Here is a 12,425-nt window from a genome sequence, read left to right on the forward strand (position 1 = left end):
TAATCGCGCGCTTTTTTTCACGCCCATTTCTAAAAATGTAAAATAAATGTAAGAATTTTCAGCCATTACAGCTTTGGCAAAAAAATAAGTAAACCAATGATACACGAAATCACGGCAAAAACGCAAACAGCCCCGGCGGCAGCGTCCTTGGCCGCTTTAGCAAGAGGGTGATGTTTGTCAGTTATTAAATCAACCGTATGTTCAATGGCTGTATTTAAAAGCTCAAGCGAAAACATACCGCCTATCAAAAGGAATATAATCATCCACTCAATCATGCTGAGCTCTACAAGGAAGCCGCAAATGAGAACAGCGCAGGCGGCTGCGGCATGAAATTGGAAATTCCGCTCCGTCCGCGCTGTTTCCCAGATGCCCCGGCCTGCATGCACGAAGCTTTTGAAGAATCGCTTCAGCTCGTTTCTATGATCTTTTGAGTCCATAAGCGTCCAGCAATTCCTTTTGCTTAGTAAACATCTCCTCTTCTTCCTCTTTCGTCATATGGTCATATCCTAAAAGGTGCAGAAATCCGTGTACAGCTAGAAATCCGAGCTCTCTTTTAAAAGAATGATTATACTCCTCTGCCTGCTCTCTTGTGCGATCGGCACTGATGATAATATCACCTAAAACCGGAGGCATTTCGGCGCCCACGATTTCGATCTCGCCTTCCCCCTCTTCTTCAAGAGCAAATGAGATGACATCTGTCGGAGCATCCTTTCCCCGGTATTCTTTGTTAATCTGATGTATGTCATCATTGGAAACAATCGTGACAGAAACTTCAGCCTGGTCTTGAACGCCTTCACGCTCAGCAGCAAATTGAAGCAGATTTTCTACTTCTTCGAGCATCTCTTCTGAGACGCTTCCCGTTTCATCAACGATATCAATCAGTAAACTCATCTATTTCACCTTCTTAGTAGCCTCCGGATATTCAATCCGGGAGTGGAAAATTCCTTTTAATGTTGCACAGAGCGTTTTTGCGATTGTATCCAGCTCTTTAAATGTCAAATCGCATTCACTGAACTGTCCGTCCTGAAGCTTATCGGATATAATACCCCGGACAAGCTTTTCAATTCGTTCAGGATTTGGATTGTGCATGGATCTGACGGCCGCTTCAACACTGTCGGCCACTGATATAATTGCGGCTTCCTTTGACTGCGGCTTCGGCCCCGGATAACGGAACTCTTCCTCTGTAATCTGGTCGCCTTTTTCCTTCGCTTTATAGTAAAAAAACTTTAAAAGCGAGGTTCCATGATGCTGCTCAGCAATATCGACAAGCTCTTTCGGAAATTTATAGCTTCTCAGCATATTCGCACCGTCTGTCGTATGCGAGATGATAATATTTTTACTCAACTGAGGTGACAGCTTGTCATGCGGATTGTCAATATTCATTTGGTTTTCAATAAAATATTGCGGGCGCTTTGTTTTTCCGAGATCGTGATAATATGCGCCGACTCTTGCAAGCAAACCATTAGCCCCAACCGCTTCACAGGCTGCCTCTGATAAATTGGCAACCATTACACTGTGATGATATGTACCTGGTGTTTCTGTCAGTATTTTGCGCAATAGCGGATGGTTAGGATTAGACAGCTCGAGCAGCCTCATGGTGGATAAAATGCCAAAGCCCGTCTCAAAAAACGGCATCAGGCCGATGATCAATACAGATGAAGCAAACCCCGACACAACCCCCATGAGCATTAACGTGCCGATTTCAAGACCCGACAGCGCAGTGTTCTGGATCAATAATAAGGATAGAACGACAACCATATTAATAAACGCCACGAAAAGTCCGGTCTGCAAAATCTTTGATCTTGCATTGTGTTTTCCTAAAAATAATACACCTGAAATGCCGCTGATCAAATAATAAATCCCTATGACATAATTGAATGTTCCTGTCACACCCTGATTAAACATCATACTTCCGCAAATCGCAAGAATGATACTTCCCAAAATGGCAATGCGTTCATTCATCAGCAGTTTGATTAAGATGGCGCCTGCCGCAATGGGGACCAGATAGCCGATATTATTATACTCCATCTTCTGAAACAAACTGACAACCTCCATGATCACAAGCAAAAGTGTTGTGATAATCGAGAATAACAGAATGGATTGGTTTTTAAACTTCAGATTTTGTTTCTGTTTTTCAAAATAATATACAAGTGTTGCAATGAAAAGTCCGATCATAATCAATAGCCCGCTGATCGGTTTAAAGAGATTTGAGTTATTTAATAACCCAGTCAGCTCAAGTTTCCTGTACACTTCCCGATCAATGAGGTCATTTTCTTCCACGAGCACTTGCCCCTGTTTGATTTGGACCTGCTGGACATTATCTGAGGCTTCCTGCCGTTTTGCCTCTGTTGCTTTCGGATCGAAAACGTAATTCGGAATAATAGCAAAACGCCCGATTTCTGTCGCAGCTCCCAAGTATTTAGACGGAATAGAATTGCTCTTTAGCTCTTTTTCTACCTTATCCTTTGCATCAGATAGTTTATCCGAGGGGATTTCACTGCTCATGACCGTATTTACTGCGGTAATGACCGTATCTCTGACAAAAGAAAAGTCTTCACTGTCTGCTTTAAGCAATGTCTTGATGGAATCCTCCGATATAGAATCATTCACATCTGAAGTCAATTTGTCCTTTACAGATTTGACCATTGATTTTTCCGATGGTGATTTACTGCCTTCTTCTGATGATTTTTTCACTTCACTAATACTGTCGAATATTGATGACACAAGGTCAATCCGATTGTCTGTATATTCTTTTTTTAATGTATATTGATCTTCAACCGCGTCCTCAGCGGCTTGCTTTTTTTCCTCTGTGGCTTTTTGATCTTCTACGGTTGCCGGAGCGTAAATGGTCTTGTCGCTAACTGAAAACAGGTCTAAATCAAGTGTTTCCGGCTTAACATGTACAAAGAGCAAAGCAAACATAATGGTAGCCAGCAGAAGATACAGCAGTACATGCATGGAGCGGGCATTTTTAAAACTGCTCCATTTTTTTGAGCTGCTTTTGGTCTTAGCCTTCTTTTTCAACACAAGAACCTCCTCTTGAAACATCAAGCCCATAAGCAATCATAAAAATGACCCGATAACGCGCGATCGGGTCATTCAGCATTAATTTTGCTTATCGTATGCTTCAATAATTTTCGCAACAAGCGGATGTCTGACCACGTCTGTCTGGTCTAGCTCAATCATAGAAATGCCGTCTATTCCTTTCAGCATCTCCTTCGCTACTGCAAGTCCCGATTTGACGCCTTTCGGCAGATCAATTTGGCTGACGTCACCTGTAATGATCATTTTAGAGCCAAAACCCAGTCTCGTCAAAAACATTTTCATTTGAGCAGGCGTGGTATTCTGTGCTTCATCAAGTATAACATAAGCATCATCGAGCGTCCGCCCCCTCATATATGCGAGCGGAGCAATTTCAATGATGCCTCTTTCCATCAGACGTTCTGTATGATCTGCCCCAAGCACATCATGGAGAGCGTCATACAGCGGGCGCAAATAAGGATCTACTTTTTCTTTTAGGTCACCTGGGAGAAAACCAAGGCTTTCACCGGCTTCCACGGCAGGTCTTGTTAAAATGATTTTTTTGATATGTCCGTTTTTTAAAGCATGGACTGCTTTTACGACAGCCAGATACGTTTTCCCGGTTCCCGCCGGACCAATGCCGAATACAAGGTCATTCCGCTTCATAGCGGCCACGTATTCCCGCTGTCCCATTGTTTTTACACGGATTGATTTGCCTTTTGCGTTTTTTGTAATTTCTTCTTCATACATGCTTTCAAAGTATTCAAGTTCATTCTTCTTTGCCATTTTGATGGCGTAAATCACATCACGTTCAGAGATCTCTATCCCCTTGCGAATTAAAGCGAGGAGCGATCCCAGCAGCCTGTCTGCAATCTGAAACGATTCATCATCGCCTGAAACATAAATCGTCTCGCCGCGCGTAATGATATTTACATTCAGATCTTTCTCCATCAATTTCAAAAAAGAATCTTGGTTCCCGAAGAGTGAAAGCGCCTCGTCCGGGTTTTTCAGTTTTTGATTCATCGCAAGTAAATGTTCTGTCATTCTTCAGTCTCCCTGACAATAGGTGTGGTTTGAACGATATCTTCTATAACTTGGTAGAGAATAATCAACTTTACTTTACCATTCTCAACAGTCTGGTGCAAAACTTTTTCACTTTTCACCTCGCCGTTTTCGCCTATTTTATCCTCTACATCCTGTTTACCCAATTTAATGCCTTCTTGAACTGCTTCTTCTTTTGTATATTTTCGCAAAGCCTCTTCACTTTCTCTCGTTTGCTCTTTGACATAGGATACAGGGAGCTTAAATCCGAGAAAATGAAGCGAATGCTTTTCTTGTTCTGTTTTTGGATGCTTCAATTCCTCTTTTTTAAACGTCATCCCCCAGATCGGGATTGCCAAAGAACCAAAAGAAAGCTTGTGCTTTGTCCTTACTTTGCCCGTATAGACGTTAAATAATGTTTCAAGCGGGACTGTCACTTCTGATCTATACCAGGTTTCTCCGTAAATTTCTGCTTTTGAGGCGACTTCCTGCTGATGGTCTTCGCTGCCGATCAGTCCCGAAACAAGCAGCTGTCCCTTTTCAACATGATCGTGGATGGCGGCCATGGGCTGTCCTTTTTGCACAAACATTCTCGTAATGGTTGCTTTCTTTTTGGCGACAATATTGCGCGGGCTAACATATTTTTCTTTTTCGGGCTCATTTTTCTCCACAACTTTCATATGAATGGTCGTCCCCTTCAGATCAACTCCGACCCAAGTGATATTGTCTATTCCATTGGTTAATGATTTCTGTATTTTTTCGGGCGACATCATTAAAAACTGCAGACGGCCCTTTTTGACGCCGATTTCATTAAGATGCTGCCTCATTTGATGTTCTGTTTCAGGCTTAGCGCCTGTCACATCAATTTTCCACACCATATTGGACAGCAAAAACAAAAGAATGAAAAAAATCGCAAAACCGATCGTAAACCCTATATTCAGCTTTGATTTCAGCAACAGGAAGGGAAATCCCTTCCGATTGATAAATCGGGCTTTACATTTAAATTTACTTCTTACCCGCCGAAAGGCATGTACATCCTGAAGCTGTATATATAACGATACGGCTTCTTTCTTTTTTTTGACATGAAAGACCGGAATCCCCTGTCTTGTGCATTCATTAAGGAGCCGCTCAATCCCTCTTCCCGTCAATTCAAGCTGGACCTTACCCGAAAAAAAAGACAGCCATTTATTTTTCACAACATTTCCCCCTCGGCTTTATGACTCAACATATCGAACGACATCAATCGTACCCTCCAAAAGTATCTCTTCCGGAAGAATCGCCTTGATGACAAAATTTTTACCAGATATGATGCACTGGCCCTGCTTCAGCATCAGCCGCACTTCATTCTCACTGAAAAGCAAAAGGCCTCTGTGGTTTTCTATGTAGATATGAAGTCTGCCAACCATTGTAATCCTCGGCAGATCCATCATAACGTCCGGGGGAATTTCCAATGCTCTTGTCAGCCAAGCTTTCATACGATTCTTTCTTTGCCCCATACAAAAAGAACCCCCTTTCATCTCATATGTATGATTTGAAAGGAGGTTCTAACACTTTAATTTTTACGGGCCGGGCGCATCGTACGGTGAGGTTTTTTCGCCCGTGGAGGTCCGAACACCTCTCCTAGAACGATCCCCTGTACGACGGTGTCTCTATTCACCTGAAGCATTTTTTGTTTTGTGTATACTGTTTTTTGTTTGGCAGCAGCAAGATCTCGTTCCAGCCCTTTCAGGTTTCTTGCTGTTTCCCTGCGTCTTTCTTCCGCTTCCCGTCTTGCCTGTTCCATACGGTTAGGGATAGGTGCAGGGGCATCTTCTTTTGACTGCTTCTTTTGAGGAGAAGCAGATTGCATGTGTTGAGGTTTTTTACTTTTTTGGCTGTTTTGCTTTTCTTCTTTGCTCTTTTTGCCGAAAATCGCAGAAATGATTCCGATGATCGCTGCAATAATAAGCGGATTGGTCAGTAAATCTTCCATCAGCGTTCTCCCTTCTTAGAGAGATTATGATTTGCGGTCTTCATCCGAAGGGTCTTTCGTCAGCTTGCCGAATGAATCACGCATTTCTGTGTCAGCATCGATGTTCTTGATATTCATGTAATCCATGACGCCAATATTCCCTTCACGCAAAGCTTCTGCCATCGCAAGCGGCACTTCCGCCTCGGCTTCTACCACTTTCGCGCGCATTTCTTCTACGCGGGCACGCATTTCCTGTTCTTGAGCGACAGCCATCGCACGTCGTTCTTCCGCTTTTGCCTGCGCGATGTTTTTATCAGCCTCGGCCTGATCGGTTTGTAAAATTGCCCCGATGTTTTTGCCGATATCTACATCTGCAATATCAATTGAGAGAATTTCAAACGCAGTTCCTGAGTCCAATCCTTTTCCAAGGACTGTCTGAGAAATCATGTCAGGGTTTTCAAGCACTTTTTTATGATTATCAGATGAACCGATTGTAGAAACGATCCCCTCACCTACACGAGCTACAATGGTTTCTTCTCCTGCTCCCCCGACGAGGCGCTCGATATTCGCTCTTACTGTGATTCTCGCTTTCGCTTTGACTTCAATCCCGTCCATTGCGACACCGGCTATGAACGGTGTTTCAATCACCTTAGGATTAACGCTCATTTGAACAGCTTCCAACACGTCCCGGCCTGCAAGATCAATGGCAGCACAGCGCTCGAATGTGAGTTCAATGTTAGCTCGCTGAGCGGCGATAAGCGCGTTGACGACTCTGTCAACATTACCTCCAGCCAGGTAGTGGCTTTCAAGCTGGTTTGTTCCAACATTAAGTCCCGCTTTATGCGCTTTAATCAGCGGGTTAACAACCCGATTCGGAATGACGCGGCGAAGCCTCATCCCAACTAGAGTGAAAATGCTGATTTTCACTCCGGCTGCCAAAGCTGAAATCCAAAGCATTACAGGCACAAATGTAAAAAATACTGCCAAAACAATGATCGCTACTGCGACAATTGCCAGAATCATAAGTGTTGACGGATCCATATAACTTCTCCTCGTTTCTATTTAAATTTCTCTCACGACAATGCGTGAGCCTTCTACTTTAATCACTTTTACTTTTTTATCTTTTTCTGTAAACGATCCCTCCGAAACAACGTCAAGGCGTTCATCATCAATAATCACGGTACCGGAAGGACGCAGCGGTGTAAAGGTTATACCCACTTTTCCCATTAAGTCCGTGCGCGTTTGATTTGAAACGTAGCCGCTCTCCGTGTTTGTAGAATCATTTAATATCAATTTCTTAAAGAATTTCATACGCTTTCCCAACACCCTTGTCAGTAAAATAAAAGCTGTAATCGAAACAGCTGAGGCGATCAAGAGAGAAACCGCCATGACAGTGAAGCTCCCCGCGGCTAAAAACAGGCTCGCAATAATCGCTCCCAAGCCCAGTAATCCAATGATTCCTCCGGGAAGAAAAATCTCAAGCAGAATGAGAATCACCCCTGCTATAAAGAGGAGAACCGTCTCATACCCGGCAAGGCCGGCTGCAAGATGCCCGTAAAAGAACAGCAATAACGCAATGAGTCCAGCCGTTCCAGGGAGGCCGACACCCGGGGAAAAAAGCTCTACCGTCAGACCTAAAAAAGCGATTGTCAGCAGAATAGGGACAATGACCGGATTCGTCAGCCATCTTGCTGTCTTTTCCGCAAAGCTCTCCTTTGCATAGCTGATCTGCGCCTTTTCGAACCCAAGCTTCTTTACGAGCGTGGAGAAATTGTCAGCAGTGCCTTCTGAATAGCCTACCTCAATCGCCTTGTCTGCGTTAAGTGTCAGCAGATCTCCCTTAGGCGCGCCAACTTCCTTGGCATCTATATCTGGGTCAGCCATTGCGAGCGCATATTTTGGATCGCGGTTATTTTTCACTGCGGCATCTTCCATCTCTGCCAGCCAAAGTGATTGAGCTTTTTGGTCAGCGGCATTGCCTTGGCCATCAACAATCGCGGCGGCTCCCATTTTTCCGCCAGGCGCCATATAAATGTGATCTGCTTGAAGTGCAATATATGCACCAGCAGACAACGCGCGTTTGTTGACATATGCAGTTACGGGGATCTCGCTTTCGGTTATCAAATCGGCCATATCAATAGCAGATTTGACCAATCCCCCCGGGGTATTGATATCGAGAATAATATGGTCTGCATGTGCATCCTTTGCATCTTGTAACGAACGGGACAAAAACGAGGCGAGACCCTGTTCGACATTTTTTTCAACCGGGATCACATAAACAATTTGTTTTTCTGCTTTTGCGTTCAGCTGTACGCCTAATAAAGAAAGCAAAAATATACTCAAAAGAGCAGCACGGAATCCTTTGATTTGAAGCAAGGGCGGTGTATCCCTCCTTCCTTTTATAATAAAGTGCCTTCTCTTCATACGTAACAAATGTATCAAAGGTTTCATTTTTTTATGTATAAAAAAAGACATCTCTCTTAGAAAGATGTCCTTTTCTTTGCCATTTAAGACAGTTGACTGCTCACAAGCTTATTAATTAAACTTCCGTCAGCTTTACCTTTTACTTTAGGCATAATTGCCCCCATCACTTTGCCCATGTCCGCTTTTGAGCTCGCACCGACCTCCGCGATGGTTTCATTTACGATTGTACGCAGCTCTTCTTCTGACAGCTGCTCAGGTAAATAAACTTCTAAAATGTCCAGCTCTTTTTGAACTTTATCTACTAAATCTAAACGATTAGCGTTTGAAAATTCCTGGAGGGAGTCTTTACGTTGCTTAAGTTCACGAGAAAGGACAGTGAGTTCCTCATCCTCGGTCAAACTGTCTTTCTTAAGCTTAATTGCTTCATTTTGAAGTGAAGCCTTAACCATTCGAACGACAGTCAGTTTGTCTTTCTCACGGTTTTTCATATACAGCTTCATATCCTGGTTGAGACGCTCAAGAAGACTCATAAATCCACCCTCTTTTAGAATTTGCGTTTTCTAGCAGCTTCAGACTTTTTCTTGCGCTTTACGCTAGGTTTTTCATAAAATTCACGCTTTCTTGCTTCTTGCAAAGTACCTGTCTTTGATACACTGCGTTTGAAGCGACGAAGAGCATCTTCAAGCGATTCGTTTTTTCTAACGACCGTTTTTGACATTCTCTTTCCCTCCCTCCGAATACACCAATCGACTACCTTTAAGTTACACATATAAACATGTACTTTGACATTATAATATAAGCCATCAGTCAGGTCAACTAAGTGAGTTCACTTTTCCGTCATGAGTGCGACTGCCTGTCTATATAATGAAAGAAAGGGGTTGGTGAATAGGATGTTAATTCTGATTAGCTTTACTGCTCTTATATTATTCTTTCTCGCAGGCATGAACATGCTTCGAAAGGGCTTAATTTCAATGGCGTACTCAAAAATTGAAGAACGTTTGCTTTTATTTACAGACCATCCGTTAAAAGCGTTTCTTATCAGCATTGTATTTACGGGGATACTTCAGAGCAGCTCAGCCTTTATGGTCATTGTCATCGGCTTTGTAAGTGCGGGCGTTCTTTCTTTTAAGCGGACGATACCGATGATTCTGGGGACAAATGTTGGCTCTACTTTTACAACTGAATTTATTGCTATCAAAATGGATATTTTGATTTGGGTTCTTTTAATAGGAGGTTTATTGTTTTTTCTGACTGGCAGGTATCCTTTGAAACAGCTGGGAACAAGCTTCCTTGGACTGGGCATCATCTTCTTTTGCATCAGCGGATTCAGCCATCTTGCCGGGCCGCTGACGAAGCTGAAAACGGGAGCCGACGTTCTATATCATGTTAACGATTCAAACTGGTCCGCTTTGCTCATCGGGATGGTCTTAACTGCCATCATTCACTCCAGTTCTGTCTGTATCGGCATTTTGATGAGTTTTATGAATGAAGGGATTATCGGACTGACACAGGCGATGAGCGTCGTACTCGGATCAAATATCGGGACATGCATTACAGCTGTCATGGCTGCTGTATCCGGCGGATATGCGGCGAAACAGACAGCGTATGCCCATGTGGTATTTAACGTGCTAGGGGTCGCTCTAGTATTGCCTTTTCTGACCGCAGCGACCGGCTTTGTAGAACAGTTATCACCTGATCCTGCCCAAAGGATTGCTCATTTCAGCCTTTTATTTAATGTGGTGACAGCTCTTTTGTTTCTTCCGCTTACAAACTTGTTTTACCGATTGATTCACCTTCTTATCCCGGCTAAATAAAAAACCGGTACATTTTAATGCACCGATTTTTTAGGTTAAGAAGACAAACGCATGTGTTCAGTTATTTCATCCTCAACCACACGGACAAACTGTCCTTCGTTGTAAGGATAACCTGCTTTTAGGATTTTGACTTTTACGATTTTGCCGATCATATCTTCCGTACCTTTGAAAACAACCTTCATATAATTGTCTGTGTAACCGACAAACATATTTTCTTCTTCTGTTTCCTTAAACGCTTCCTCAGGGATAATCTCAAGCACTTCATTTTCATACTGAGAAGCGTATTCTTTTGCAAGCTGGTCAGAAAGAGCAATCAGGCGGTGCACACGTTCGTTTTTCACGTTTTCATCCACTTGGTCTTCCATTCGTGCAGCTGGTGTTCCTGTACGTTTACTGTAAGGGAAAACATGCAGCTCAGAGAATTTATGTTCTTTAATAAAGTTATAGGTTTCCATAAATTCTTTTTCTGTTTCTCCAGGGAACCCGACGATGACATCAGAAGTAACAGCTAAGCCTGGCAGTGCTTTTTTCAATTTATTTAAACGGTCTGCAAAGAATTCCATTGTATATTTGCGTCTCATCCGTTTAAGCACTGTGTTTGATCCGGATTGGATAGGAATATGCAGATGATTCACTATCTTATCTGAGCGGTCTAAGACCTCGATCACTTCGTCAGTGATTTGGCTGGCTTCGATGGAAGAAATTCTGATCCGTTTCACGCCTTCCACACGGGTGTCTAATTCGCTCAAAAGCTTCGCGAAGTTGTAATCTTTCATATCTTCGCCGTAGCCGCCTGTATGAATACCCGTAAGAACAATTTCCTTATATCCGGCATCGACAAGCTGCTGCGCTTGTTTAATGACTTCTTCAGGGTCGCGGGAGCGGAGCAGGCCGCGCGCCCACGGAATGATACAGAATGTGCAGAAATTATTGCAGCCCTCCTGTATTTTCAATGACGCTCTTGTGCGGTCCGTGAAAGCAGGCACATCAAGCTCTTCATATACTCTTGCTTTCATGATGTTGCTGACGCCATTAATCGGCTGGCGTTCTTCTCGGTATTGGTCAATGTAGCCAAGCATTTTTTCACGGTCCTGTGTTCCAACTACAATGTCGACACCGGGGATCGCCATAATCTCAGCAGGTGAGGTTTGCGCGTAGCAGCCTGTGACACAGATGACACCGTCAGGATTTTGACGAATGGCGCGTCTGATCACTTGGCGGCTTTTTTTATCTCCCGTATTTGTAACCGTACATGTATTAATGACATATACATCAGCTGTTTGTTCAAAGTCTCTTCTTTCATAGCCCGCTTCTTTGAAAAGCTGCCAGATTGCTTCTGTTTCATAATGGTTGACTTTACAGCCAAGCGTATGGAAAGCAACAGTTGCCATTACTGATCACCTCTTAATAACTCTGTTTGATAAGAAATCGCGCTCAATGCGTATAGCGGAGCGGTTTCTGTCCTTAAAATTCTCGGTCCAAGGCCGCACGTCACACCGTCTTGCTCTGTGAGCCGTTCAACCTCCGCTTCTGTTAAACCGCCTTCGGGACCAAATACGATCAATAGAGATGATCCTTTCGGAAGGCTGCTTACAATCGCGCTGAATGCGCTTATTTCCCCTTGCTTCGATGACTCCTCGTATGCAACGACACATTTATCGAAATCCTGCATCCTTTGAAGAAGCTGCTGAAAAGAATGGACATCCATCACTCGCGGCACTTCGTTACGGTACGATTGCTCAGCCGCTTCCTTTGCAATTTTCGTCCATCTTTCCCGCTTTTTCTTTGCCTTTTTGTCATCCAGCTTGACAACAGAACGCGCGGCTTGGAAAGGAATAAAGGCATGAGCTCCGAGCTCAGTCCCCTTTTGGATAATCCATTCAAGCTTATCTCCTTTCGGAAGGCCGCTCGCAATATAGACCTTTATCGGAAGCTCTCTGTTTTCATTCGTCCATTCTATCACAAGGCAGGACACTTTATCTTTGGAAACAGATTGAAGTTCACATTTTGCCTCGAAGCCGTCTTGAGAGCAGCAGATAATCTGATCTCGCTCATTCATTCTCATCACGTTCACAATATGATGAACATCTTCGCCGGTAATCGAAAAAGCCGGCGCTTCCTCTATTTGCTGCTTCGTGAGCTCGATAAAATATCGTTGCATACGCTGTGACACC

14 protein-coding genes are annotated in these 12,425 nt (G+C 43.5%); 1 reads left to right on the forward strand and 13 read right to left on the reverse strand.

Annotated elements, in window-relative coordinates:
• Positions 1–65: 65 nt before the first annotated feature.
• The 11 genes from NSQ12_RS12985 to rpsU all read right to left on the reverse strand — a co-directional run bounded on the left by NSQ12_RS12985 (position 66) and on the right by rpsU (position 9,155).
• A complete protein-coding gene (locus NSQ12_RS12985; RefSeq protein WP_015384119.1) occupies positions 66–437 on the reverse strand; it encodes a diacylglycerol kinase family protein in 372 nt (123 codons plus the stop codon).
• Positions 418–891 (reverse strand): rRNA maturation RNase YbeY, encoded by a 474-nt coding sequence (gene ybeY, locus NSQ12_RS12990; protein ID WP_032722131.1) that lies wholly within the window; start codon positions 889–891, stop codon positions 418–420. Before ybeY ends, NSQ12_RS12985 begins: the two co-directional genes overlap by 20 nt.
• The gene (gene pgpH / locus NSQ12_RS12995) at positions 892–3,027 is read right to left on the reverse strand and encodes a cyclic-di-AMP phosphodiesterase PgpH (protein ID WP_339174875.1); all 2,136 of its coding nucleotides are present in this window, start codon (positions 3,025–3,027) and stop codon (positions 892–894) included.
• A 78-nt stretch (positions 3,028–3,105) separates the two neighbouring features.
• Positions 3,106–4,065 carry a PhoH family protein gene (locus NSQ12_RS13000; RefSeq protein WP_014477373.1) on the reverse strand — a complete coding sequence of 320 codons (960 nt, stop codon included), beginning with the start codon at positions 4,063–4,065 and terminating at the stop codon, positions 3,106–3,108.
• Positions 4,062–5,258, reverse strand: a complete 1,197-nt coding sequence (yqfD, locus tag NSQ12_RS13005) for a sporulation protein YqfD (RefSeq protein WP_003230033.1) — start codon at positions 5,256–5,258, stop codon at positions 4,062–4,064. The genes NSQ12_RS13000 and yqfD overlap by 4 nt, the downstream gene beginning before the upstream one ends.
• Before the next feature lie 18 nt (positions 5,259–5,276).
• Positions 5,277–5,558, reverse strand: coding sequence for a sporulation protein YqfC (gene yqfC / locus NSQ12_RS13010; RefSeq protein WP_003226191.1), 282 nt, complete (start codon positions 5,556–5,558; stop codon positions 5,277–5,279).
• 56 nt (positions 5,559–5,614) lie between these two features.
• Positions 5,615–6,034, reverse strand: a complete 420-nt coding sequence (locus NSQ12_RS13015) for a hypothetical protein (protein WP_089172588.1) — start codon at positions 6,032–6,034, stop codon at positions 5,615–5,617.
• 24 nt (positions 6,035–6,058) lie between these two features.
• Entirely contained in the window at positions 6,059–7,054 is a 996-nt protein-coding gene (floA, locus tag NSQ12_RS13020) for a flotillin-like protein FloA (protein ID WP_003230026.1), read from the reverse strand.
• Positions 7,055–7,075: 21 nt separating this feature from the next.
• On the reverse strand, positions 7,076–8,389 hold the full coding sequence (locus NSQ12_RS13025) for a nodulation protein NfeD (RefSeq protein ID WP_264099058.1): 1,314 nt from the start codon (positions 8,387–8,389) through the stop codon (positions 7,076–7,078).
• Between the two features lie 131 nt (positions 8,390–8,520).
• A complete protein-coding gene (locus tag NSQ12_RS13030; protein ID WP_003230022.1) occupies positions 8,521–8,967 on the reverse strand; it encodes a GatB/YqeY domain-containing protein in 447 nt (148 codons plus the stop codon).
• A gap of 14 nt (positions 8,968–8,981) precedes the next feature.
• Positions 8,982–9,155, reverse strand: coding sequence for a 30S ribosomal protein S21 (rpsU, locus tag NSQ12_RS13035; protein ID WP_003152957.1), 174 nt, complete (start codon positions 9,153–9,155; stop codon positions 8,982–8,984).
• Positions 9,156–9,327: 172 nt separating this feature from the next.
• On the opposite strand from rpsU, the gene NSQ12_RS13040 reads away from it, so the two are divergent.
• Positions 9,328–10,251 (forward strand): Na/Pi symporter, encoded by a 924-nt coding sequence (locus tag NSQ12_RS13040; RefSeq protein WP_015714282.1) that lies wholly within the window; start codon positions 9,328–9,330, stop codon positions 10,249–10,251.
• 35 nt (positions 10,252–10,286) lie between these two features.
• Here NSQ12_RS13040 and mtaB read toward each other — a convergent pair whose 3' ends face one another.
• Positions 10,287–11,642: a tRNA (N(6)-L-threonylcarbamoyladenosine(37)-C(2))-methylthiotransferase MtaB gene (gene mtaB, locus NSQ12_RS13045; protein WP_088326528.1), complete on the reverse strand. Its 1,356-nt coding sequence runs from the start codon at positions 11,640–11,642 to the stop codon at positions 10,287–10,289.
• Positions 11,642–12,412 carry a 16S rRNA (uracil(1498)-N(3))-methyltransferase gene (locus NSQ12_RS13050; protein WP_088326531.1) on the reverse strand — a complete coding sequence of 257 codons (771 nt, stop codon included), beginning with the start codon at positions 12,410–12,412 and terminating at the stop codon, positions 11,642–11,644. Before NSQ12_RS13050 ends, mtaB begins: the two co-directional genes overlap by 1 nt.
• Positions 12,413–12,425: the final 13 nt, after the last annotated feature.

It is taken from the genome of Bacillus sp. PS95 (genome assembly GCF_037963565.1).
GTDB lineage: Bacteria > Bacillota > Bacilli > Bacillales > Bacillaceae > Bacillus > Bacillus subtilis.